General features: G+C 38.8%; 17 protein-coding genes, 3 rRNA genes and 1 other annotated feature. Of the genes, 17 read left to right on the forward strand and 3 right to left on the reverse strand.

The genetic code is table 11. From position 1 onward, the window contains the following. The 10 genes from dnaA to rrf all read left to right on the forward strand — a co-directional run bounded on the left by dnaA (position 1) and on the right by rrf (position 15,000). Positions 1–1,344, forward strand: coding sequence for a chromosomal replication initiator protein DnaA (gene dnaA / locus ACEPXD_RS00005; protein ID WP_391118754.1), 1,344 nt, complete (start codon positions 1–3; stop codon positions 1,342–1,344). A gap of 171 nt (positions 1,345–1,515) precedes the next feature. Further along, on the forward strand, positions 1,516–2,652 hold the full coding sequence (dnaN, locus tag ACEPXD_RS00010) for a DNA polymerase III subunit beta (RefSeq protein WP_391118756.1): 1,137 nt from the start codon (positions 1,516–1,518) through the stop codon (positions 2,650–2,652). Between the two features lie 98 nt (positions 2,653–2,750). Next, positions 2,751–2,978 carry a S4 domain-containing protein YaaA gene (gene yaaA / locus ACEPXD_RS00015; RefSeq protein WP_391118758.1) on the forward strand — a complete coding sequence of 76 codons (228 nt, stop codon included), beginning with the start codon at positions 2,751–2,753 and terminating at the stop codon, positions 2,976–2,978. Position 2,979: 1 nt separating this feature from the next. Beyond that, on the forward strand, positions 2,980–4,098 hold the full coding sequence (gene recF, locus ACEPXD_RS00020; protein WP_391123411.1) for a DNA replication/repair protein RecF: 1,119 nt from the start codon (positions 2,980–2,982) through the stop codon (positions 4,096–4,098). A gap of 72 nt (positions 4,099–4,170) precedes the next feature. After that, positions 4,171–6,093: a DNA topoisomerase (ATP-hydrolyzing) subunit B gene (gene gyrB, locus ACEPXD_RS00025; protein WP_391123414.1), complete on the forward strand. Its 1,923-nt coding sequence runs from the start codon at positions 4,171–4,173 to the stop codon at positions 6,091–6,093. A 27-nt stretch (positions 6,094–6,120) separates the two neighbouring features. Next, entirely contained in the window at positions 6,121–8,637 is a 2,517-nt protein-coding gene (gene gyrA, locus ACEPXD_RS00030) for a DNA gyrase subunit A (protein WP_391118760.1), read from the forward strand. A gap of 114 nt (positions 8,638–8,751) precedes the next feature. Further along, positions 8,752–9,849: an HD-GYP domain-containing protein gene (locus tag ACEPXD_RS00035; RefSeq protein ID WP_391123417.1), complete on the forward strand. Its 1,098-nt coding sequence runs from the start codon at positions 8,752–8,754 to the stop codon at positions 9,847–9,849. A gap of 264 nt (positions 9,850–10,113) precedes the next feature. Beyond that, positions 10,114–11,667: ribosomal RNA gene (locus ACEPXD_RS00040) — 16S ribosomal RNA — on the forward strand. Between the two features lie 231 nt (positions 11,668–11,898). Further along, positions 11,899–14,826, forward strand: a 23S ribosomal RNA gene (locus ACEPXD_RS00045). A gap of 58 nt (positions 14,827–14,884) precedes the next feature. Continuing rightward, a 5S ribosomal RNA gene (gene rrf / locus ACEPXD_RS00050) occupies positions 14,885–15,000 on the forward strand. The 16S, 23S and 5S rRNA genes sit together here, the layout of an rRNA operon. A gap of 475 nt (positions 15,001–15,475) precedes the next feature. Here the strand turns inward: rrf and ACEPXD_RS00055 are convergent. After that, the gene (locus ACEPXD_RS00055) at positions 15,476–15,712 is read right to left on the reverse strand and encodes a hypothetical protein (protein WP_391118762.1); all 237 of its coding nucleotides are present in this window, start codon (positions 15,710–15,712) and stop codon (positions 15,476–15,478) included. Positions 15,713–16,275: 563 nt separating this feature from the next. Here ACEPXD_RS00055 and ACEPXD_RS00060 point away from each other — a divergent pair. From ACEPXD_RS00060 to ACEPXD_RS00075, 4 genes are all read left to right on the forward strand, one after another. Further along, entirely contained in the window at positions 16,276–16,755 is a 480-nt protein-coding gene (locus ACEPXD_RS00060; RefSeq protein ID WP_391118764.1) for a glutathione peroxidase, read from the forward strand. Positions 16,756–16,855: 100 nt separating this feature from the next. Further along, positions 16,856–18,322, forward strand: a complete 1,467-nt coding sequence (gene guaB / locus ACEPXD_RS00065) for an IMP dehydrogenase (protein ID WP_391118766.1) — start codon at positions 16,856–16,858, stop codon at positions 18,320–18,322. Positions 18,323–18,459: 137 nt separating this feature from the next. Next, a complete protein-coding gene (locus tag ACEPXD_RS00070) occupies positions 18,460–19,797 on the forward strand; it encodes a serine hydrolase (protein ID WP_391118768.1) in 1,338 nt (445 codons plus the stop codon). A 138-nt stretch (positions 19,798–19,935) separates the two neighbouring features. After that, positions 19,936–21,263, forward strand: a protein-coding gene (locus ACEPXD_RS00075) for an IS3 family transposase (protein ID WP_391116643.1) whose coding sequence is annotated in 2 segments (ribosomal slippage) — positions 19,936–20,314 and positions 20,314–21,263 — 1,329 coding nt in all. Because the reading frame shifts where the segments join, the coding sequence is not laid out codon by codon here. Between the two features lie 58 nt (positions 21,264–21,321). Here ACEPXD_RS00075 and ACEPXD_RS00080 read toward each other — a convergent pair. Continuing rightward, a complete protein-coding gene (locus ACEPXD_RS00080; RefSeq protein ID WP_391118770.1) occupies positions 21,322–22,734 on the reverse strand; it encodes a PLP-dependent aminotransferase family protein in 1,413 nt (470 codons plus the stop codon). Positions 22,735–22,836: 102 nt separating this feature from the next. On the opposite strand from ACEPXD_RS00080, the gene pdxS reads away from it, so the two are divergent. From pdxS to serS, 3 genes are all read left to right on the forward strand, one after another. Beyond that, positions 22,837–23,727: a pyridoxal 5'-phosphate synthase lyase subunit PdxS gene (pdxS, locus tag ACEPXD_RS00085; RefSeq protein ID WP_391118772.1), complete on the forward strand. Its 891-nt coding sequence runs from the start codon at positions 22,837–22,839 to the stop codon at positions 23,725–23,727. A 1-nt stretch (position 23,728) separates the two neighbouring features. After that, positions 23,729–24,322, forward strand: coding sequence for a pyridoxal 5'-phosphate synthase glutaminase subunit PdxT (gene pdxT, locus ACEPXD_RS00090; protein WP_391118774.1), 594 nt, complete (start codon positions 23,729–23,731; stop codon positions 24,320–24,322). 25 nt (positions 24,323–24,347) lie between these two features. Next, positions 24,348–24,563: a binding site (T-box leader), on the forward strand. 54 nt (positions 24,564–24,617) lie between these two features. Beyond that, positions 24,618–25,892 (forward strand): serine--tRNA ligase, encoded by a 1,275-nt coding sequence (gene serS / locus ACEPXD_RS00095; protein ID WP_391118776.1) that lies wholly within the window; start codon positions 24,618–24,620, stop codon positions 25,890–25,892. A gap of 24 nt (positions 25,893–25,916) precedes the next feature. On the opposite strand, the gene tadA is transcribed toward serS, so the two are convergent. Beyond that, complete coding sequence (tadA, locus tag ACEPXD_RS00100; protein WP_391118778.1) at positions 25,917–26,387, reverse strand: tRNA adenosine(34) deaminase TadA; 471 nt, start codon at positions 26,385–26,387, stop codon at positions 25,917–25,919. Positions 26,388–26,446 lie beyond the last annotated feature (59 nt).

Below are 26,446 nucleotides of genomic sequence, written 5' to 3' on the forward strand. Positions count from 1 at the left end.
TTGGAACATTTAGAAGAACTATGGGCTAAAGTTCTCTCTGAGGTAGAAAAAAAGACTTCAAAACCTAGTTTTGAAACTTGGTTAAAGTCAACCAAGCTACTTTCATATCAAGGAGAAACTGTAACGATAGCTGCTCCTAATTCCTTTGCAAGAGATTGGCTTGAAAATCATTATGTTCACCTAATTGCCGGAATACTAACTGAGTTAACAGGCAATGAACTACTTATTTCGTTTGTTGTACCTAAAAATCAAGGTTTGGATGATTTTGAAGTACCAAGTCCTAAAATTCCTTCAAATAATGGAGATCAACCTGATTTTTCACCAGGAATGTTAAATTCCAAGTATACATTCGATACATTTGTAATTGGCTCTGGAAACCGCTTTGCTCATGCTGCATCTCTAGCTGTGGCAGAAGCTCCTGCAAAAGCCTATAACCCTCTATTTGTATATGGAGGAGTAGGATTAGGTAAAACCCACTTAATGCATGCGATTGGTCATTATGTTCAAGAACATAATCCAAATGCAAAAGTGGTTTATTTATCTTCTGAAAAATTTACGAATGAGTTTATTAACTCCATACGTGATAATAAAACAATTGAATTTCGCAATAAATATCGTAATATTGATGTCCTATTAATTGATGATATTCAATTCCTTGCAGGAAAAGAATCAACTCAAGAAGAATTTTTTCATACTTTTAATGCTTTACACGAAGAATCCAAGCAAATTGTCATTTCAAGTGATCGACCACCAAAAGAAATTCCTACACTCGAGGATCGTCTTCGTTCAAGATTTGAATGGGGTTTAATAACAGATATTGCACCACCTGATTTAGAAACAAGAACTGCAATTTTACGTAAAAAGGCAAGAGCGGATGGCTTAGATATATCAGACGAAGTAATGGCTTATATTGCAAATCAAATAGATTCAAATATTCGCGAATTAGAAGGTGCCCTAATACGAGTAGTTGCATATTCTTCTCTCGTAAATAAAGATATTAACCCTGATTTAGCAGCCGAAGCACTTAAAGATATTATGCCAAACGCTCGTCCACGAATTATTACAATTCTAGATATTCAAAAGGTTGTAGGAGAGCATTTTCATATAAGACTAGAGGATTTCACTGCTAAAAAACGGACTAAATCTATTGCATTTCCCCGACAAGTAGCAATGTATCTTTCTCGCGAGTTAACTGATTTCTCTTTACCTAAAATTGGAGAAGAATTTGGAGGACGAGATCACACGACTGTGATTCATGCGCATGAGAAAATTTCGAGAATGCTTAAAGATGATCTGAACTTACAAGATGATGTAAAACAAATAAAGTCTATTTTAGGACGATAAAATAGTCTGTGGATAAGTTATATTGTTACCATCTAGTTTAACCACACCTTATCCACATGTGGATACTTTAGTGTAAGTAGGGGAGAATGGAGTTATCAACAAATCCACAGCCCCTATTACTATATCTATTAATCTTTTAATAAATAATAATTATATAAGCGAGGTAGGAAAATGAAATTCAATATAACAAGAGATAGTTTGTTAGAGGGATTGAATGATGTAATGAAAGCGGTAAGTTCCAAAACAACTGTTCCAATATTAACGGGGTTAAAATTAGAGGTTATAAATTCAGGTCTTTACATTACAGGTAGTGATTCTGATATTACAATTCAAACATTTATCCCTACAGAAAAAAATGGAGAACAAATTATTAAAATTACAGAAACAGGTTCTATTGTTTTACAAGCAAAAGTATTTAGTGAGATTGTACGAAAGTTACCTACAAATGATATAGAGATTGAAGTTACTAACCAGTTTCAAACACATATTCGCTCAGGAAAATCTGAATTTAGTCTAATAGGATTAGATGCCACCGAATATCCGTTACTTCCGCAAATTGAGGAAAATCGTCAATTTTTTATGCCATCTGACTTATTAAAATCAATTATTAAAGAAACTGTATTTGCTGTATCTACCTCAGAAAGTCGCCCTGTCCTCACTGGAGTAAACTGGCAGATTAAAGATGGTGAACTTCATTGTATAGCAACAGATAGCCATCGATTGGCCAGTAGAAAAACTATTGTAAAAGAATTACCGGAAGAAGAATATACTGTTGTAATTCCAGGGAAGAGCTTAAACGAATTAAATAAAATCTTAGAAGAAACCTCTTCTGAAGTTGCTATTGTAATGACCCAACAACAAATTTTATTTAAAACAGAAGATGTATTATTTTATTCCAGATTATTAGAAGGCAACTATCCGGATACATCTCGATTAATCCCAAGTGAATATAAAACAACGATTTTAGTAAACGGAAAGTCGTTGCTGCAAGCAATAGATCGTGCATCTTTATTGGCAAGAGAAGAAAGAAATAATGTCGTTCGTTTTTCAACGATTGGTGAAGGATTTGTTGAAGTATCCTCCAATTCTCCAGAAATCGGTAATGTTGAAGAGCAAATTTTGGCAGAGTCTATCGATGGAGAAGAATTAAAAATCTCATTTAGTGCAAAGTATATGATGGATGCACTAAAAGCTATTGATGGACAAGATATAAAAATATTATTTTCCGGAACTATGAGACCTTTTGTTTTGAAGTCAGTACATGACGACTCCATTTTGCAACTAATTTTGCCTGTAAGAACATATTAATTTTAAGATAGTCACTTCGGTGACTATCTTTTTTTACTTATTTGATTATTTAGAGTAAAATGAAGGGATAATGAAAATGAGAAGAGGTTGAGTTATTTTTGGAAGATATTCGATTTGACACGGAATTTATAACACTTGGTCAGTTATTAAAAATGACAGATGTAATAAGCTCTGGTGGGATGGCTAAATGGTTTTTAAGTGAAAATATTGTTTATGTGAATGGTGAAATAGATCAGCGAAGAGGCCGAAAACTTCGAAATAAGGATATAGTGAATATTCCTGGTGTAGGAAAATTCCAATTGATTGGACCAGAGAACGGGGATTGACATGTATATCGAACGATTAGAACTAAAAGATTACCGTAATTATGATTCTATTCAATTGGATTTTTCCTCTAAAATTAATGTCTTTATCGGAGAAAATGCGCAAGGAAAAACAAATTTAATGGAATCACTATATGTTTTATCTATGGCGAAGTCACACAGAACAGCTAATGATAAAGAATTAATACGCTGGGATGCAGACTATGGTAAAATAAAAGGTGATGTTCAAAAGAGATATGGTCGTTTACCTTTAGAATTAATATTGTCAAAAAAAGGTAAAAAAGCAAAAGTTAATCACCTCGAACAAACAAAGCTTAGTTATTATATTGGACAGTTGAATGTAGTTATGTTTGCACCAGAAGATTTATATTTAGTAAAAGGAAGTCCACAAGTTAGAAGACGATTTCTTGACATGGAGATCGGTCAAATTTCCCCTGTTTATTTACATGATTTACTTCATTTCCAAAAAGTATTAAAACAACGAAATCATATTCTAAAACAGCATCAAGGGAAATCATTATTAAACGATGTCATGTTTGATGTATATACGGAACAATATATAGATGCTGCTGTAAAAGTGATTCAAAAAAGATTTCAATTCATGGAATTATTACAAAAGTGGGCTGAGCCAATTCATTTTGGTATTTCTAGAGGTCTAGAAAAGTTGACAGTATCTTATCATACAACTTCTGGTATAAAAGCAGATTGGTCTGATATTGAAATGAAAGACTATCTAGAAAAAAGATTATTTGAAAGTAAAAAAAGAGAACTTGATAGAGGTATAACCTTAACAGGTCCTCACAGAGATGATCTTCAATTTTTTGTGAATAATTATGATGTTCAAACATATGGATCTCAAGGACAACAGCGTACAACGGCATTGTCTTTAAAACTTGCTGAGATAGAACTTATAAAACAGGAGGTAGGTGAAGCTCCTGTTTTATTACTGGATGACGTTTTGTCAGAACTTGATGATTATAGACAGTCTCATTTGTTAAATACCATTCAAGGGGATGTACAAACCTTTGTCACTACTACAAGTGTAGATGGTCTTGCACATGAAACCATTCAACAGGCTCAAATGTTTCATGTGGAACAAGGGGCAGTTGTGATAAAACAATAAATTTCTAATATATTAAAATAGATTAGTTTCACCATTATTGAAGTGATGAAAGAGTGGGTGAGCAAGTTGGCAATGGAAGAAAAAGAATTAGAATCCTCTTATGATGCTGAACAGATACAAGTTTTAGAGGGATTAGAAGCTGTAAGAAAACGTCCAGGGATGTATATTGGAACTACCAGTTCAAAAGGACTCCACCATTTGGTGTGGGAAATAGTCGATAATAGTATTGATGAAGCCCTTGCAGGCTATTGCGATCATATTATTGTCACAATTGAGAAAGACAATTGGATCCGAGTAGAAGATAACGGACGTGGAATCCCTGTAAGTAATCAAGAAAAAATGGGAAAACCAGCAGTTGAAGTTATCATGACCGTTCTCCATGCTGGAGGTAAATTTGGCGGTGGTGGCTATAAAGTCTCCGGTGGACTTCACGGAGTTGGTGCATCTGTTGTAAATGCTCTTTCTGAGTTTACAGAAGTATATGTTAAACGTGATGGAAAAATTCATTGCATTAAATTTGAAAGAGGAGATGTTAGTTCTCCATTAGCTGTTATTGGTGATTCAGATGAAACTGGAACATTGACAAGATTTAAAGCAGACTATGAAATTTTCACTGAAACTACTGTATATGAATTTGATCTCTTATCCCATCGTGTACGTGAACTGGCTTATCTAAATCGTGGTTTGTCTATTACAATTGCGGATGAACGAGAAGGACAAGAAAAATCTACTAAATATTATTATGAAGGCGGAATAAAATCTTACGTGGAGGATCTTAATAAATCTAAAGAGCCAATTACGGAAGAAGCAATATTTGTAGAAGGCGAAAAAGATGGTATTTCAATTGAAATTGCTATGCAATATAATGCCGGATATTCGTCTAATATATTATCTTTTGCGAATAATATTAATACGTATGAAGGTGGAACACATGAGTCAGGTTTTAAAATGGCGCTCACTCGTGTTATCAATGACTACGCTAGAAAAAATGGTTTCTTAAAAGATGCCGATACTAATTTATCAGGGGACGATGTAAGGGAAGGTTTAACAGCAATCGTTTCCGTTAAACACCCTAATCCCCAATTTGAAGGACAAACGAAGACAAAACTAGGTAATTCAGAAGTGAGCACTATTACAAATAGTTTATTTGCAGAAGGTTTTGATCGATTTTTATTAGAAAATCCCCAAGTTGCTCGAAAAGTTGTAGACAAAGGCCTAATGGCAGCCAGAGCTCGCGTCGCTGCGAAAAAAGCTCGTGAATTTACTCGTAGAAAATCAGCTTTAGAAGTTTCGAGTCTTCCTGGGAAGTTGGCAGATTGTTCTTCACGTGTACCTGCAGAAAGCGAATTGTATATCGTAGAAGGTGACTCTGCTGGTGGTTCGGCAAAATCAGGACGAGATCGTCACTTCCAAGCAATATTACCGTTGCGTGGAAAAATTTTAAACGTGGAAAAAGCTCGTTTAGATAGAATTCTTGGAAACGCTGAAATACGTGCCATGATTACAGCTCTCGGTACCGGTATTGGAGAAGAATTTACTTTAGAAAAAGCTCGTTACCATAAAATAATCATAATGACAGATGCCGATGTTGACGGTGCACATATTAGAACTTTATTACTTACATTCTTCTTTCGATTCATGAGACCATTAATCGAAGCTGGCTATGTGTATGCTGCACAACCGCCGTTATATCAAGTAAAACAAGGGAAGCATGTAGAATATTGCTATAATGAAGAACAACTAAAAGAAATTATAGACCGTTTACCGAAAACTTCTAAACCTAATATTCAACGATATAAAGGACTCGGTGAAATGGATGCAACTCAACTATGGGATACAACAATGGACCCCGACGTTCGCACCTTACTTCAAATAAACTTAGACAATGCCATGGAGGCGGATGCTGTATTTGAACAGTTAATGGGTGAAGATGTAGAGCCTAGACGTCTATTTATCGAAGAAAATGCTGTATACGTTAAAAATTTAGATATTTAAGTAAGTGTGTGACTGGAGGTATTGAGAATGTCGGAAATTCCAAATAAAGGCGTTAGAGGGATTAATATAAGTCAAGAAATGAAAACATCTTTCCTTGACTATGCAATGAGTGTAATTGTATCCCGCGCATTACCAGATGTTCGCGATGGTTTAAAACCTGTTCATCGTCGAATCTTATATGGTATGCAAGAATTGGGGAATACACCGGATAAACCTCATAAAAAATCTGCTCGTATTGTTGGAGACGTTATGGGGAAGTACCATCCACATGGTGACTCCTCCATTTATGAAGCAATGGTTCGTATGGCGCAAGATTTTAGTTATCGTTATATGTTGGTGGATGGTCATGGTAACTTCGGATCTGTGGATGGTGACGGAGCAGCCGCTATGCGTTATACAGAATCTCGTATGTCTAAAATTGCTTTAGAGTTATTACGGGATATCAATAAAAATACCATTGATTATAAAGATAATTATGATGGACAAGAAAAAGAACCCGTTGTTTTACCTAGTAGATATCCAAACTTATTGGTAAATGGTGCTTCGGGTATTGCTGTCGGGATGGCAACAAATATTCCTTCTCATAATTTAGGTGAAGTAATTGATGGAGTATTAGCTTTATCTGAAAATCCTGCAATTACAATTGAAGAGTTAATGACCATAATCCCTGGTCCTGACTTTCCTACTGCTGGTATTATCTTAGGTAGAAGCGGTATTCGTCGTGCATATGAAACAGGTAGAGGTTCTATATTAATTAGAGCAAAAGTTGAAATAGAGCTAAAAGCTAGTGGTAAAGAAGTAATTATTGTTACTGAATTACCTTATCAAGTAAACAAAGCACGTTTAATCGAGAAGATTGCAGAATTAGTTCGTGATAAAAAAATTGATGGTATTACCCATTTAGCAGATGAATCTGACCGAAATGGTATGCGAATTGTAATTGAAGTTAGAAAAGATGCTAATTCACATGTTTTACTTAATAATTTATATAAACAGACTGCATTACAATCGAGCTTTGGAGTCAATATGCTCGCACTTGTTGATAATCAACCTAAAGTATTGAACATAAAAGAAATGCTTTACCATTATCTAGAGCATCAAAAGGTAATTATTCGTCGTCGTACGCAATTTGAGCTAAATAAAGCAGAAGATCGTGCTCATATTTTAGAGGGCTTACGAATTGCTTTAGATCATATAGATGAAATTATTACATTAATCAGAGCTTCTCAAACCGGCGAAGAAGCAAAAAATGGTTTAATGGAGAAATTCAATTTGTCTGAACGTCAAGCCCAAGCAATTTTAGATATGCGTTTGCAACGTTTAACAGGGTTAGAACGTGACAAGATTGAAGACGAATATAGTGCACTTGTAAAACTAATAGATGAATTGAAATTTATTTTAGCAAATGACTATAGAATACTTGAGATAATAAGAGAAGAGATTACAGAAATTAAAGATCGGTATAGTGATAAGCGGAGAACAGAAATTGTTGCTGGTGGAGCAGAAGTGTTAGAAGATGAAGACTTAATTCCAGTGGAAAACTCTGTCCTTACATTAACCAATAAAGGTTACATTAAACGTTTACCTGCAAATACGTATAAGAGCCAAAAACGTGGAGGTCGTGGTGTCCAAGGAATGGGAACGAACGAAAATGACTTCGTAGAACATTTATTGTATACATCAACACATGACACTATATTGTTTTTTACAAACAAAGGAAAAGTGTATCGTGCAAGAGGATTCGAAGTTCCGGAATATGGCCGTACAGCGAAAGGCTTGCCACTTGTTAACTTGCTAGGTATAGAAAAAGATGAACAAGTTACCGCAATGATACCAATGGCTTCTTTTGAAGAAGATAATTATTTCATTTTCACAACAAAACAAGGTGTAACTAAGCGCTCTCCTGTAACTGGTTTTGCTCATATTAGGGCAAATGGATTAATTGCCATCTCTTTACGTGAGGATGATGAACTTATTGCAGTCCGTTTAACAGATGGAAGTAAACAAATTATTATTGGGACACGTCAAGGGAAATTAGTCCGCTTTGAAGAAACAGATATCCGATCTATGGGTAGAACAGCTGGTGGAGTTAGAGGCATTCGTTTAAAAGATGACGATTATGTAGTTGGTATGGAAATTATCGAACCTGAACAAGAAATTTTAGTTGTAACAGAAAATGGTTACGGCAAACGAACACCAGAAATAGAATACCGCTTACAGAGTCGTGGTGGAATGGGTGTAAAAACTTGCCAAATTACCGATAAAAACGGTCCTTTATCTGCAGTTAAGGCAGTTGATGGAACAGAGGATCTAATGTTAATTACGATAAACGGTATGCTTATTCGTATGGATGTAAATGATATATCAATAACTGGTAGAAGCACACAAGGTGTCCGATTAATGAGATTAGCGGATGACGAGTTAATTGCTACTGTTGCAAAAGTAGAAAAAGTAGAAAAAGAAGAAGAAGATGAAGAAGAAGTAGTAAATGAAATTTCTTCTAATGAAATAAATGGGTCAATAATAGAAAATACAGAAGAATAAAAGAAGAAACTCTTAGGTAAATATTTTTTACCTAGGAGTTTTTTTGTATTTAATTAATGAATATTTGGTATAATTAAGAAAAATTAAAGGAAAGGAGGAAATACATTGGAGTATATGTTAGAGAATTTAGACGAGTTGAAATTAGGAAGTATTATTGCGGAAGATATTTTGGTTAACACGCAATCTCCTATTATACGAAAAGACACAAGAGTATCAAGAGAGCATATTCAAGTATTGCGTGCTTTTAATATAAACAAAGTACCAATAGCAATCGATAATAAGTTTAATAGATCCGAAGAAGAAATAATAAGCAAATTAAACAATGAAAAAGTAAAGAAAGTAAATAAAGAAGCTCTACCAGAAATAAAAGTGGAATTTATCAACTTATATAATGATGGAGTAAATAATTTTCACAAGGAATTTAGTTCTTGGGAATCGGGAATGAAGGTTGATGTAGCAAAGTTACGGAATATATTAATACCTCTAGTTGAAAGTGCATCAGCAGAAAGGCAAATCTTTTTCCATTTGAATGACTACTCTTCTATAGAAAAGTATATTGCTCATCATTCCATAGCGGTTGGAATACTATCAGGTGCCATCGCTAAAAAAATGGGATACTCAGGTGGACAAACTATTCAAATAGCAACTGCAGGCTTAATGGCTGATATTGGGATGGCAAAAGTAGATAAAAAAATAAGAGAGAAAAAGTCGTATTTAACGGAAGCAGATTTCTCCGAGATTAAGAAACATACGATTCACAGTTTTCAAATGGTTAAAGACAGTCCATTGCTAAAGCCCGAGATGAAAATTGCTATTTTCCAACATCACGAAAGATTAGATGGCAGTGGTTATCCAAAAGGTGAAAAGTTGGATAGCATTTCAACACTTTCTCAAATAATTGCTGTAGCGGATGTTTATCATGCTATGACATCAGAACGAATATATCGCGCAAAGAGTTCATCTTTTAAAGTATTGGAAATGATTAAAGAAGAAGAGTTTGGTAAATATAACATTGAAGTCGTAAATGCTTTGATTTCATTAGTAGGTGCTCTACCTATTTCTACACCCGTTCTTTTATCTACGGGGGAAAAAGGAGAGGTATTATTCATGCATAGAGATTCGCCATTTCGACCTATGATTAGACTAACTGAATCTGGCCAAATAATTGATTTGGCAGCAAATAGAACTATTCATATAGAGACAATTTTGTAACTATTTTATCTTGCTCTTTCCTAATATTATTCGAAGGGAAAGGGCTTTATATTTTTTTAAATAAAGTGTTGACATAGATGTTTATTCTTGATATTATATAGAAGTCGCCAAAACAAGTCGATAACATGAACATTGAAAACTGAACATGCAAAACGTTAAGAAATACAGCTTGAAAGACTAACTTCGGTTAGTTCGATAGCAAAACAATTTGGACATCATTTAATGATGATGCCAGCAAAACAAAATGAGCTTTTTAAGTTCTCTATTATGGAGAGTTTGATCCTGGCTCAGGACGAACGCTGGCGGCATGCCTAATACATGCAAGTCGAGCGAATGATGAAGAAGCTTGCTTCTTCTGATTTAGCGGCGGACGGGTGAGTAACACGTGGGCAACCTGCCCTGTAGATTGGGATAACTCCGGGAAACCGGGGCTAATACCGAATAATCCATTTCCTCACATGGGGAAATGTTAAAAGACGGTTTCGGCTGTCACTACAGGATGGGCCCGCGGCGCATTAGCTAGTTGGTGAGGTAACGGCTCACCAAGGCGACGATGCGTAGCCGACCTGAGAGGGTGATCGGCCACACTGGGACTGAGACACGGCCCAGACTCCTACGGGAGGCAGCAGTAGGGAATCTTCCACAATGGACGAAAGTCTGATGGAGCAATGCCGCGTGAGTGAAGAAGGTTTTCGGATCGTAAAACTCTGTTGTGAGGGAAGAATAAGTACGAGAGTAACTGCTCGTACCTTGACGGTACCTCATTAGAAAGCCACGGCTAACTACGTGCCAGCAGCCGCGGTAATACGTAGGTGGCAAGCGTTGTCCGGAATTATTGGGCGTAAAGCGCGCGCAGGCGGTCCTTTAAGTCTGATGTGAAATCCCACGGCTCAACCGTGGAAGGTCATTGGAAACTGGGGGACTTGAGTACAGAAGAGGAAAGCGGAATTCCAAGTGTAGCGGTGAAATGCGTAGAGATTTGGAGGAACACCAGTGGCGAAGGCGGCTTTCTGGTCTGTAACTGACGCTGAGGCGCGAAAGCGTGGGGAGCAAACAGGATTAGATACCCTGGTAGTCCACGCCGTAAACGATGAGTGCTAAGTGTTAGGGGGTTTCCGCCCCTTAGTGCTGCAGCTAACGCATTAAGCACTCCGCCTGGGGAGTACGGTCGCAAGACTGAAACTCAAAGGAATTGACGGGGGCCCGCACAAGCGGTGGAGCATGTGGTTTAATTCGAAGCAACGCGAAGAACCTTACCAGGTCTTGACATCCCGCTGACCGTTCTAGAGATAGATCTTTCCCTTCGGGGACAGCGGTGACAGGTGGTGCATGGTTGTCGTCAGCTCGTGTCGTGAGATGTTGGGTTAAGTCCCGCAACGAGCGCAACCCTTGATCTTAGTTGCCAGCATTTAGTTGGGCACTCTAAGGTGACTGCCGGTGATAAACCGGAGGAAGGTGGGGATGACGTCAAATCATCATGCCCCTTATGACCTGGGCTACACACGTGCTACAATGGACGGTACAGAGGGTCGCAACCCCGCGAGGGTGAGCTAATCCCATAAAACCGTTCTCAGTTCGGATTGTAGGCTGCAACTCGCCTACATGAAGCCGGAATCGCTAGTAATCGTGGATCAGCATGCCACGGTGAATACGTTCCCGGGCCTTGTACACACCGCCCGTCACACCACGAGAGTTTGTAACACCCGAAGTCGGTGGGGTAACCCTTACGGGAGCCAGCCGCCGAAGGTGGGACAGATGATTGGGGTGAAGTCGTAACAAGGTAGCCGTATCGGAAGGTGCGGCTGGATCACCTCCTTTCTAAGGATAATATCGGAATACAGATTTTTATCTGTATCTTAACGTTTTGCAGTTCAGTTTTGAATGTTCATTTTTATGAGCATTTGAAAACTTGTTCTTTGAAAACTGGATAAAAAGACATTGAAAGAAACAAATTCAAGAAATTCAATTTGTAATCATTTTTGTGATTATATTTTGCGTAGTATTTTTAACTACTATAGGAAGTCCGTGTTTCCACGGAGGACCAAATTAGGTTAAGTTAATAAGGGCGCGCGGTGAATGCCTTGGCACTAGGAGCCGAAGAAGGACGGCACTAACACCGATATGCTTCGGGGAGCTGTAAGTGAGCTTTGATCCGGAGATTTCCGAATGGGGAAACCCACTGTTCGTAATGGAGCAGTACATTTACGTGAATACATAGCGTATCTGTGGCACACCCAGGGAACTGAAACATCTAAGTACCTGGAGGAAGAGAAAGAAAAATCGATTCCCTGAGTAGCGGCGAGCGAAACGGGAATAGCCCAAACCAAGAGGCTTGCCTCTTGGGGTTGTAGGACACTCTACATAGAGTTACAAAGGAATGAGCTAGACGAAGCGATCTGGAAAGGTCCGCAGGATAGGGTAAAAGCCCCGTAGTCAAAAGTTCATTCTCTCTTGAGTGTATCCTGAGTACGGCGGAACACGTGAAATTCCGTCGGAATCTGGGAGGACCATCTCCCAAGGCTAAATACTACCTAGTGACCGATAGTGAACCAGTACCGTGAGGGAAAGGTGAAAAGCACCCCGGAAGGGGAGTGAAATAGATCCTGAAACCGCGTGCCTACAAGTAGTCAGAGCCCGTTAATGGGTGATGGCGTGCCTTTTGTAGAATGAACCGGCGAGTTACGATTACATGCAAGGTTAAGTTGAGAAGACGGAGCCGCAGCGAAAGCGAGTCTGAATAGGGCGAATGAGTATGTGGTCGTAGACCCGAAACCAGGTGATCTACCCATGTCCAGGATGAAGGTAAGGTAACACTTACTGGAGGTCCGAACCCACGCACGTTGAAAAGTGCGGGGATGAGGTGTGGGTAGCGGAGAAATTCCAATCGAACCTGGAGATAGCTGGTTCTCTCCGAAATAGCTTTAGGGCTAGCCTCAAACGTTAGAATCTTGGAGGTAGAGCACTGTTTGGACTAGGGGCCCATCCCGGGTTACCGAATTCAGACAAACTCCGAATGCCAATGATTTATGTTTGGGAGTCAGACTGCGAGTGATAAGATCCGTAGTCAAGAGGGAAACAGCCCAGACCACCAGCTAAGGTCCCAAAGTATTTGTTAAGTGGAAAAGGATGTGGCGTTGCTTAGACAACCAGGATGTTGGCTTAGAAGCAGCCATCATTTAAAGAGTGCGTAATAGCTCACTGGTCGAGTGACGCTGCGCCGAAAATGTATCGGGGCTAAACAAATCACCGAAGCTGTGGATTGATACCTATGGTATCAGTGGTAGGAGAGCGTTCTAAGGGCGTTGAAGTCAGACCGGAAGGACTGGTGGAGCGCTTAGAAGTGAGAATGCCGGTATGAGTAGCGAAAGATGGGTGAGAATCCCATCCACCGTATGACTAAGGTTTCCTGAGGAAGGCTCGTCCGCTCAGGGTTAGTCGGGACCTAAGTCGAGGCCGATAGGCGTAGACGATGGACAACAGGTTGATATTCCTGTACCACCAAACCACCGTTTGAGCAATGGGGGGACGCAGAAGGATAGGGTAAGCATGCTGTTGGTTATGCATGTCCAAGCAGTGAGGTGTGAGTGTAGGCAAATCCGCACTCTGTAACATTGAGCTGTGATGGCGAGGACTTAGTCCGAAGTTCCTGATTTCACACTGCCAAGAAAAGCCTCTAGCGAGGTGATAGGTGCCCGTACCGCAAACCGACACAGGTAGTCGAGGAGAGAATCCTAAGGTGAGCGAGAGAACTCTCGTTAAGGAACTCGGCAAAATGACCCCGTAACTTCGGGAGAAGGGGTGCTCTTTTGGGTGTATAGCCTAGAAGAGCCGCAGTGAATAGGCCCAGGCGACTGTTTAGCAAAAACACAGGTCTCTGCAAAACCGTAAGGTGAAGTATAGGGGCTGACGCCTGCCCGGTGCTGGAAGGTTAAGAGGAGTGCTTAGCGCAAGCGAAGGTGCGAATTGAAGCCCCAGTAAACGGCGGCCGTAACTATAACGGTCCTAAGGTAGCGAAATTCCTTGTCGGGTAAGTTCCGACCCGCACGAAAGGCGTAACGATCTGGGCACTGTCTCAACGAGAGACTCGGTGAAATTATAGTACCTGTGAAGATGCAGGTTACCCGCGACAGGACGGAAAGACCCCGTGGAGCTTTACTATAGCTTGATATTGAATTTTGGTGCAACTTGTACAGGATAGGCAGGAGCCTTAGAGCCCGGAGCGCCAGCTTCGGAGGAGGCGTCGGTGGGATACTGCCCTGGTTGTATTGAAATTCTAACCCATACCCGTAACCCGGGTAGGAGACAGTGTCAGGCGGGTAGTTTGACTGGGGCGGTCGCCTCCTAAAGTGTAACGGAGGCGCCCAAAGGTTCCCTCAGAATGGTTGGAAATCATTCGAAGAGTGTAAAGGCAGAAGGGAGCTTGACTGCGAGACCTACAAGTCGAGCAGGGTCGAAAGACGGGCTTAGTGATCCGGTGGTTCCGCATGGAAGGGCCATCGCTCAACGGATAAAAGCTACCCCGGGGATAACAGGCTTATCTCCCCCAAGAGTCCACATCGACGGGGAGGTTTGGCACCTCGATGTCGGCTCATCGCATCCTGGGGCTGTAGTCGGTCCCAAGGGTTGGGCTGTTCGCCCATTAAAGCGGTACGCGAGCTGGGTTCAGAACGTCGTGAGACAGTTCGGTCCCTATCCGTCGTGGGCGTAGGAAATTTGAGAGGAGCTGTCCTTAGTACGAGAGGACCGGGATGGACACACCGCTGGTGTACCAGTTGTTCTGCCAAGAGCATCGCTGGGTAGCTATGTGTGGACGGGATAAGTGCTGAAAGCATCTAAGCACGAAGCCCCCCTCAAGATGAGATTTCCCATTACGCAAGTAAGTAAGATCCCTCAAAGACGATGAGGTAGATAGGTTCGGGGTGGAAGCGTGGCGACATGTGCAGCTGACGAATACTAATCGATCGAGGACTTAACCAAATAGAATTTGCACATTTCAATGTCTTTTATCCAGTTTTGAGTGAACAAGCACTCATTGTCTAGTGATGATGGCGAAGAGGTCACACCCGTTCCCATACCGAACACGGAAGTTAAGCTCTTCAGCGCCGATGGTAGTTGGGGGTTTCCCCCTGCAAGAGTAGGACGTCGCTGGGCACTATAAAAAGTTGTTACCGAGTAATCGGTAACAACTTTTTTTTGTGTAAAATTATATGAGCAAAATTGATTCTAATAAAGACAAAAGAATTCTATTGTGAAGATGGACTACTTTATTGATTAAATGAACTATCTCACTAAGAGATAACTCTTTATTGTGAGATTTGGTCTCGTCCGCAGGACAACTGGTCTCGGGTTTGTCCGAATTAGTCTCGAAGCGCCATTTTCTAACTGATTATGGATAATAATTCAAGGCTTTTTGACGCTGAATTGCATTATGCATTAATAAATCTAGCTTATATTATAACAATTATTTACTACCAAATTTGATAACAGGTAAAGTACAATTAGTCTCTAAGAATTATTTTCCAGTAAAGATAGCTGTATTGAGCAAGTTATTTCGCCTAAAGAAACTGCATATTAAGGGACTCTGTCCATCTTCTGTTCTAGTAGAAAGGAAATATTTATTTCGTTTTTAGGAAGAATGAGTTATTATGTAAATTTTTACTCCATGAACAGGTTGATTTCCGCTGAAGCGGACGCTTGCAAGTAGGGCAAACATCAAGCTGCTTCCTTTGCTCCTGCGGTTACTCGTCGCAGAAAGGATTTGCTCCTGCGCAAGCTTCGTCGCAGAAAGGATTTGCTCCTGCGCAAGCTTCGTCGCAGAAAGGATTTGCTCCTGCGCAAGCTTCGTCGCAAAAATTAATTTCACTACGCTCCGTCCAGGGAGTTGATTTTCTTGCTAATCCACCAGGAATCGCCGCCTTCCTCTTCAATCAATAGTGCAAATAATAAAGACAATATACTTCGTGGGAATAATGAACTAGTACTCTCCATTGTTTATCAATAGGGCAAGTGGAACCTAAAAAATAGATAGCATTCATAGATAAAGAAGTGCTGAGCGGACTAAATTGCATCTTCGTCCGCTTTTAAAAGAGTAGGAAAGCATCTAATCTCTCATTAACCAAACCTAATGCACCATGTCTTTACATATTCCAAGAAGGCAACGGACAAACATCCACCACAAGATTACCGAAAAAAATGGAACGTGAAGTAACGCAGTCACTTCACGTTCCATAACCCTAACGGTAATAGTGTAGCCAATATTTCGTCCAAAGCACTCTGGAAATGGTGAAGACCGATGCACTCAAATGGACGCTTGCGCTTTTCTTAGCTATTCATGTGGAGACTTGTCTCTCTAAATACAAACTAAATTCTTGAGATTATTTAAAGAAAGAAATAAGGTAGAGATAAGCTTAAAGAAGGAGAGTAAAAATGACTAGAATTTACGACTTTACGGTGCAGAATACAAAAGGTGAAGATGTTTCCTTAAATATATACAAGAATAAACCAATGATTATTGTAAATACTGCAAGTCATTGTGGTTTTACACCACAGTTTGCTGAATTACAGAAATTATATGAAACTTATAAAGAAGAAGGGTTAGTAATACTAGGATTTCCTTGCGATCAATTTAATAACCAAGAATTTGAAAAAATTGAAAGCACCATTGAATTTTGTCAATTGAATTATGGTGTATCATTCCCTATATTTTCAAAAGTAAATGTGAAAGGAAAAGATGCTGAACCGTTATTTCAATATTTAGTGTCGGAAAAAAAAGGATTTTTATCTGAAGCAATTAAATGGAATTTCACAAAATTTCTTATAAATAAAGAAGGGAAAGTAATAGAGCGATATGCACCACAGACTTCTCCATCTAAAATGATACAAGATATAGAAAAACAATTAAGATAGAAAAGTCGGAATAATTGTATTACTATTTGATTCTTGACAGTGAGTCTAGGCGCTGATAACCTTACAATAATATTCAATTATAGAGGAGGAAATTAGGAAAATGTGGGAGTCTAAATTTCAAAAAGAAGGATTAACGTTTGATGATGTATTACTAGTTCCAGCACAGTCGGATGTATTACCGAAAGATGTAAATTTGTCTGTTCAATTAACACCAAAAATCAAGTTAAACATTCCAATTATTAGTGCTGGTATGGACACCGTTACAGAAGCAAAGATGGCAATTGCTATGGCTCGTCAAGGCGGTCTTGGTATTATTCATAAAAATATGAGTATTGAAGAACAAGCTGAGCAAGTGGAAACGGTTAAACGTTCCGAGAACGGAGTTATTACAGATCCTTTTTTCTTAACTCCAACTCATCAAGTTTATGATGCTGAACATTTAATGGGGAAATACAGAATTTCTGGTGTTCCAATAGTAAACAATGAAGAGGAACAAAAGTTAGTTGGAATTATTACTAATCGTGATTTACGTTTCATTCAAGATTATTCTTTAATAATTGATGAAGTAATGACGAAAGAAAAATTAGTAACTGCTGCAGTTGGTACTACTCTAGAAGACGCAGAGAAAATTTTACAACAGTATAAAATAGAAAAACTTCCTATTGTAGATGAAAATGGAATACTTAAAGGTCTCATTACAATCAAAGATATTGAGAAAGTTATTGAATTTCCAAATGCAGCAAAAGATCAACATGGACGCCTATTGGTTGGAGCAGCGGTTGGAGTAACCAAAGATACAATGCACCGTATTGAAAAGCTTGTTAAAGCACAAGTAGATGTTATTGTGATTGACACAGCTCATGGGCACTCACAAGGTGTTATGGATACTGTAAAGAGTATTCGTGAAGCATATCCTAACTTAGACATTATCGCTGGAAATGTAGCAACTGGTGAAGCTACCCGTGCGCTATTTGAAGCAGGCGCTGACGTTGTAAAAGTTGGTATTGGGCCAGGATCAATTTGTACTACCCGTGTTGTAGCAGGTGTTGGTGTTCCACAGATTACAGCGGTATATGATTGTGCAACGGAAGCTCGTAAAGTTGGAAAAACAATTATTGCAGATGGTGGTATTAAGTACTCCGGTGATATTATCAAGGCACTTGCTGCAGGTGGACATGTTGTCATGCTAGGAAGCTTACTTGCAGGTACAACAGAAAGTCCTGGAGAGACAGAAATTTTCCAAGGCAGACGCTTTAAGACTTACCGTGGAATGGGTTCAATTGCTGCTATGGAAAAAGGTTCAAAAGACCGTTATTTCCAAGAAGAAGCTAAAAAGTTAGTACCAGAAGGAATTGAAGGTCGTCTACCATATAAAGGACCACTTTCAGATACAGTTCATCAATTACTTGGTGGTGTTCGAGCTGGTATGGGATATTGTGGAACAGAGAATTTACAAAATTTACGCGAAAATGCACAGTTCATACGCATGACTGGTGCAGGTTTACGAGAAAGCCATCCACATGATGTTCAAATTACGAAAGAAGCACCTAACTATTCCATATCATAAGTAGCATAGAAAGAACCTTTTGCATCCATTTAACGTCTTTATCTAGGCAAAATGGGTGCTTTTTTTGCTGAAAGTGTTATGAAGAAACAAAGTGTGTTAAAATGGGCATTGAAAAAACTTATAGTGGGGGTACAGTGGTGAAGAAAGTTTGGATGACATCAATGATTAAATGGCTAGTACTTCCTATGTTTCTTGTTTCGGTTGTATGTGGAATGCCAACTGCTACAAAAGCTGAGGAAACTTTGAATTTAAATGTCGATGCAGCAATATTAGTTGACGCAGATACAGGTAAAATTCTATACGAGAAAAACGCAGATGCACCATTAGGTATTGCTAGTATGACTAAAATGATGACAGAGTATCTATTATTTGAAGCGATTAAAGAAGGTAAGATTTCTTGGGATCAACAATATTCTGTGACGGATTATACATACAAGATTTCTCAAAACCGCGCATTAAGTAATGTACCTCTTCGTCAGGATGGTAGCTATTCCATTCATGAACTTTATGAGGCAATGGCAATATACTCTGCAAATGCGGCAACAATAGCTATAGCAGAGACTATTGGAGGAACGGAAGAAAACTTTGTGAAGTTAATGAATGATAAAGCAGCGGAAATGGGCCTGAAAGGTTATAAATTTGTCAATTCAACAGGTTTGAATAATGCAGATTTACAAGGAATGTATCCAGCTAATTCAGGTGCAACCGATGAAAACGTGATGGCAGCTAAATCGGTAGCAACACTTGCTTATTATTTAATGAAAGACTATCCAGAAGTATTAGAAACAACGAAAATAGCTAAAAAGACGTTCCGTGAAGGGACATCTGATGCAATTGAAATGAGCAACTGGAATTGGATGCTACCAGGACTAGTATACCAATATGAAGGTGTAGATGGATTAAAGACAGGTACAACAGAATTTGCAGGACATTGTTTTACAGGAACAGCTACAAGAAATGAAATGCGTGTTATTGCTGTTGTGATGAAGGCTGTAGATGCAAATGGAGTTGGTTCTTATAAAGCTCGATTTGATGCAGCAAGAGCATTATTTGATTATGGGTTCGCACAGTTTTCTAAAACAGAAATAGTTCCATCGGGATATAAAATTCCAGAAAATGAAACATTACCAGTTGAAAAAGGAAAAGAAGATTCCGTTTCAATTGCTGTAAAAGATCCAATATCAATGGTTATTAAAACAAGTGAAAAAGATCAGTACAAGCCAATTTTCACTCCGAAAGAAAAAACTTTAGAGGCGGATGTTAAAAAGGGTATTGTGGTAGGTACAGTTCATCTCGAAAAGACTGATGGAACTAATGATTATGGCTATGTAACCGATAAAGCAACAGAAGTAGATGTGGTGACAACTGAAGATGTAGACCGCGCTAGTTGGATTAGTTTAATGTTCAAAGGTATCGGGAAATTCTTCGGTAATTTATGGCATAGTACAACTGACTTTATAGGCGGACTATTTTAAAAAAGAAAACACCGTAAAGCTCTCTATGAACTGAACCCCGAATAGTGGACACTTTAAAAAAAGTGACCCTATTCGGGGTTTTTCTGTTTAAAAACCCGTTATACTAGAAAATAACAACTTGGAACGGGAGATTTTTTAATGAGTAAAATACTTTTCAATGAACATCAAAGAAGACAACTAGAATCAAACCCAAATATCGTATCCGTATCAGATCGCGCCATTCAATATAAATCTGAATTTAAAATTCGTGCCGTTCAAGAAAATTTGGCTGGTAAAGGACCTTCTCAAATCTTTATCGAAAATGGATTTGATTTAGAAACTATTGGAGTCAAAAAAGCCAAATGGTCATTAAGCCGATGGAGAAATACGTATAACACCTACGGTGAACAAGGCTTTTTAGAAGAACGTCGCGGAAAAGGTAGCACAGGTCGCCCTTCTACAAAGGATGTATCAGCTGAGAAAAAATTAGAAAAGGCAGAAGCACGTATTAAGTATTTAGAAGCTGAATTAGAATTACTAAAAAAGCTAGAGGAACTCGAGAGGCAGGCGAAGAAACAGTTCTGGCACCCCATGAAAAATACGCAGTGATCAACGAAGTCATTCGAAAATATCAACTAAAGAACATGACACGTTATCTTTGTGAATTAACTGATGTGAGTCGAAGTGGCTACTACGCCTGGCTTCAAAATTCAGAGAAGCATTCGATTCGTGAAGAACAAGACTATCAAGACTATGTATTATTAAAATGCATTTACGATGCTTTTAAAGGGAAAATTGGTTATCGAGGACTTTACATGGCATCAGAAGAATTATTAGTGACACCAATGAATCACAAAAAGATTCTTCGCCTAATGAGGAAGTTTAATTTCTTTGCGAAAGTACGTCGTGCGAATCCATATAAACATATTGCGAAAGCGACGCAAGCGCACCGTATGGTCCCTAATCACTTAAATCGAGCATTTGATCAAGATGAACCGGGCAAAGTATTTTTAACAGATATCACTTATTTACAATACCGTAATAGTCAAACGGCGTACTTATCTTGCGTAAAAGATGTTGCAACACGTGAAATCGTCGCCTATGAACTATCGACAAGCTTAAAAATGAGAATTGTTTATCGGACATTAGAAAAATTAGAAGAAGCATTAGAAGGAAACCTTCATCCAGAAGTCATGATTCATTCCGATCAAGGTGTCCATTACACGCACCCGGAGTATCAAAAACGTGTAAAGAAAATGGGTTTACTTCAATCTATGTCACGGAGAGGAAACTGCTTAGATAACGCCCCAATGGAATCTTTCTTTGGGCATTTTAAAGATGAAGTGGATTATCAGGAAGCGCACAACTTATTTGAATTAAAGCAAATGGTAGATGAGTACATGGAGCATTACAATACAACACGCAAACAATGGAATTTAAAAAAGATGACTCCGGCTCAATACCGAAGTCATCTAATCGCCGCCTAGACTGCAAAGTCGTTTTTATTAATCTGTCCATTAATTAGGGCTCAGTTCACTAATGAGTTTACGGTGTTTTTCTAATTTCCCATACTTTTATTAATGTGTTTATTGAAGATGGGATATCATTAGTATCAATTCCCCCAAAGCCTAACACGATTTGAGGTTCCGAAACTTCCCCAAAATCTCCAGTTACATATTCGCGAAGACCATATATTCGAATTCCTGCTTGTTTGGAAAGCAGCACCAATTCTTCTTCTCTTTTACACGTATGAACCGTCAACAAGATATGCATGCCTGCTTGTTCGCCTGAAATAGTAACAATGGGATTAAACTCGGCTATAGTTTTCGTAACAATTTCTAACTTTCGTTTATAAATTTTTCTCATTTTATTTAGATGTTTTGCAAAATGACCGGATTCCATAAACTTAGTTAATACATGCTGGTCCATGCGTGGTACTGTAGCAGCGTAATAGGAATACTTTTGCTTGTATTGCATAATAAGTGGCTTTGGTAATACGGCATAAGCAATACGAAGTGAAGGCATTAATGATTTTGAAAATGTACTTAAATAAATAACTCGTTGATTTTGATCGATTCCTTGTAAGGAAGGAATTGGTCTGCCTGTGTATCTAAATTCACTATCGTAATCGTCTTCGATAATATATCTATTCTCTTGCTGGTAAGCCCAAGATAACAACTGGCTACGACGTGTGGCAGACATGACAGCACCAGTAGGGAACTGATGAGAAGGAGTTACATACATAACTGTTGCATTTGTTTGTTCTAATTCCGAAACTACTACGCCTTCTGTATCGACTGGAATGGGAATCGATTTTTGCTTATCCTCTAAAAATAAATGGTGAGTAAGTGGATACCCAGGGTTTTCAATTCCATAAATAGCTTCTTTGCCTAGCAAGCGGATGATTAAGGGCATTATTTGCTCTGTTCCGGATCCGAGTATAATTTGTTCAGGTGTACATTTAACACCTCGTGATTGATATAAATAAGAAGAAATTTGCTGTCTTAACTCATAATCTCCTTGTGGGTGCCCTAGTTGTAGAAAATTCTTATTTGCCTCACTGATTATTTCCTTCATATACTTCCGCCATACAGCAAAAGGGAAAGAATCTGTGTCAATTTTACCAGGAGAAAAATCGATGAAAATTTCTTCCATATCGTTCTCTTCTTTCGTCAGATGAGGTGCTTCTTGTTCAATAAATGCTAATTCTTCCAAATTGTGCACAAAAAATCCTTTTCTTGCTTCGGAAGAAATAAAACCTTCTGCTACTAGTTGACTATAGGCAAATTCAATAGTTGTTTGGCTAACAGCTAAGTACTCGGCTAATTTTCTTTTCGATGGGAGTTTTGCTCCTTCTTCAATTGTTCCGTCTATTATAGCTTCCTTAATTTCGTTGTAAAGTTGCTCGTATAAAGGAGTTTGAGCATCTTTTTCAAGTTGAAACATTAGATAGTCCATTCTTAACTCCAATCTGACCCCTTCATTTTATTGGTTTCTGATACTTTTAAAATGGTCATCTTTTATTATACTAAATTCATAAAGATAATGGAGGGAATAATAATGACTTTAAATTTAACGGGAACGGATCGAGTAAAAAGAGGAATGGCTGAAATGCAAAAAGGTGGCGTTATTATGGACGTTATCAATGCAGAACAAGCTCGAATTGCAGAAGCAGCAGGTGCAGTAGCCGTAATGGCGTTAGAACGTGTACCATCAGATATTCGCGCAGCTGGTGGCGTTGCACGTATGGCAGATCCCCGCATAATGGAAGAGGTCATGGGAGCAGTGACAATTCCAGTAATGGCAAAAGCACGCATTGGCCATATCTCAGAAGCTCGCATCTTAGAAGCAATGGGCGTGGACTATATTGATGAATCAGAAGTATTAACTCCTGCAGATGAAGAATACCACTTACGTAAAAGCGAATTTACAGTTCCATTCGTATGTGGATGTAAAGATTTAGGAGAAGCAACTCGTCGTATTGGAGAAGGAGCTTCTATGCTTCGTACTAAAGGCGAACCTGGAACAGGGAATATTGTAGAAGCTGTTCGCCATTTACGGAAAGTAAGTGCACATGTACGCAAAATTGTTTATATGAACGAAGATGAATTAATGACAGAAGCAAAAATATTAGGAGCACCGTATGATGTTTTATTACAAATTAAACATCATGGTAAATTACCGGTCGTAAACTTTGCAGCAGGCGGCGTAGCAACACCAGCGGATGCTGCTTTAATGATGGAACTTGGGGCGGATGGTGTATTTGTAGGATCTGGTATTTTTAAATCAGAAAACCCTGAGAAATTTGCAAAAGCAATCGTAGAAGCAACAACACATTACAAGGATTATAAATTACTTGTAGAAATATCAAAAGACCTAGGAATTCCGATGAAGGGAATTGAAATTTCTCGTTTAGCTGCACAAGATCGTATGCAAGATAGAGGGTGGTAAGATGGTAAAGATCGGCGTATTAGCTCTTCAAGGAGCGGTAAGTGAGCATGTTCGCTCTATAAAAGTGTGCGGAGCAGAGGCGATTGCAGTAAAAAATACAAGTGATTTCGCCTTAGTAGATGGATTAATCCTTCCTGGTGGAGAAAGCACAGCCATGCGTAAACTAATTGACCGTTTTGAGATGCTTGCGCCTTTACAACAATTTGCTGCAGCAGGTAAGCCGATGTTCGGAACTTGTGCTGGTCTAATATTACTAGCTAAGAATCTCGTTGGGAATGACTTTGAGCATATTGGAGTATTGGATGTTAAAGTAGAGCGCAACTCTTTCGGGCGGCAAGTGGATAGCTTCGAAACCAATTTAAAGATTAAGGATGTTGCAGAAGATTTTACAGCGGTATTTATACGTGCACCACATATTGTAGAAGTTGGAGAGACTGTCGATATACTTGCCACTTTTGATGGAAGAATCATCATGGCAAGACAGGGACATTTGTTAGGATGCTCCTTTCATCCAGAACTGACGGGTGATCATCGAATTACTGCGTATTTTATTGAAATGGTAAGGGAAACGCTTGCAAAACAAGTAAACCTATAGTAAAGTATGAGTAATTTCATGAATTCTAAAAACGATGATAGGAAGTAGTAACAAGCACGTTTTTTCTAGAGAGTCAGCGGTTGGTGTAAGCTGATATTAACACTTGTGAATCCGTCCTTTGAGTTGCGCGGCTGAATGTTTAGTAAGTCGTGGCCGGTTGAAAAGCCGTTATGAGACAAGTGGATTTGGTATGGTACTAAATCAATCAGGGTGGCAACGCGGGTATGCTCTCGTCCCTTCTATTTGGGATGAGGGCTTTTTTGCGTTTTTTATTAATTAAAAGGAGGAATTTCGTATGTTAGATGTAAAATTTGTACGAGACCATTATGAAGATGTAAAAGCAAAACTTGCTAAACGTGGAGAAGATATTTCAGAGTTTGATCAATTTCAACCTTTAGATCAAAAGCGTAGAGAATTGATTGCAAAAACAGAAGTGTTAAAAGCAGAAAGAAATGAGTTTTCTCAAAAAATTTCAGAAATGAAACGAAATAAAGAAAATGCGGATGATTTAATCGCTCGTATGCGTGAAGTGGGCGATGAAATCAAAGTATTAGATGATGAGTTAAGAGATGTAGAAGAGAAATTTGACTATATGATGATGCGCATTCCAAATATTCCACATGATAGTGTTCCAATTGGTGATTCTGAAGATGATAATGTGGAAATCCGTAAATGGGGAGAAGTCCCTTCATTTGATTTTGAAACGAAAGCGCACTGGGATATTGCAACGGATTTAAAAATAGTTGATTTTGAACGAGCTGCAAAAGTTACAGGAAGTCGTTTTGCTTTTTATCTTGGTTTAGGAGCGAGACTTGAACGTGCTTTAATAAATTTCATGATGGACCTACATTCTGAAGAGCATGGATATGAAGAGATGCTTCCGCCTTATTTAGCAAATCGTGCAAGTTTAACTGGTACAGGGCAACTTCCGAAATTTGAAGAAGATGCATTTTTAGTAAATGAAGAGGATTATTTCTTAATTCCAACGTCAGAAGTACCTGTGACGAATTATTATCGTGATGAAATTTTAGGTGGAGAACAACTCCCACAAGCATTTGCTGCATTTAGTGCTTGCTTCCGTTCAGAGGCAGGTTCTGCAGGTCGTGATACACGTGGTTTAATCCGTCAGCATCAATTCAACAAAGTAGAACTTGTTCGCTTTGTGAAACCGGAAGATTCATATGATCAGTTGGAGCTTTTGACTGGTCATGCGGAAAAAGTATTACAACTATTAGGTCTTCCATATCGTGTGCTTCATATGTGTACGGCGGATTTAGGTTTTACTGCAGCAAAAAAATATGATCTAGAAGTTTGGTTACCAAGCTACGGGGAGTACAAAGAGATTTCATCTTGCAGTAATTTTGAAGATTTCCAAGCTCGTCGGTCAGGTATTCGTTTTAGAAGAGAAACTGGGGCTAAACTGGAATATGTACACACTTTAAATGGAAGTGGACTTGCACTTGGACGTACAGTTGCGGCTATATTAGAAAACTATCAACAAGCAGATGGCACAGTAATAGTTCCAGAAGCTTTAGTTCCTTATATGGGCGGGAAAACGGTAATAAAATAATAAAAAAAAGAATCAGAAACGGTATTATCCGCGTTTCTGGTTCTTTTTTTGTTCACGAAGATTGCGAAAAAATTGTGTAAGCAGGTTACCACATTCCTCTGCTAAAACACCTTCTGACACTTCACACATATGATTAAACCTACTGTCGTTTAATAGATGATAGAGGGAATCTACACAACCTGCTTTAACATCTCTTGCACCATACACAACACGTGGGATTCGTGATTGTAGAATAGCACCAGCACACATAGGACAAGGCTCTAATGTGACATATAATGTCGTTTCCTCTAATCTCCAACTGCCAATCTTACTACAAGCTTCTTGTATAGCTAACAACTCTGCATGTGTAGTTGCATTTTGTGTAGTTTCTCTTAAGTTAAAAGCCTTCGCAATAATTTCATTTTTATATACAATGATTGCTCCAATCGGCACTTCTCCAAGGCATGCCGCTTTTTTAGCTTCTTCTACCGCTATATTCATATAGTGTTCATCCAATTTGAATCAACCCCTTTCACCTAAGTGTAGCATGTTTTATTTACATCTTGCATATTGTA

It is taken from the genome of Psychrobacillus sp. L3 (assembly GCF_042945595.1).
Lineage (GTDB): Bacteria > Bacillota > Bacilli > Bacillales_A > Planococcaceae > Psychrobacillus.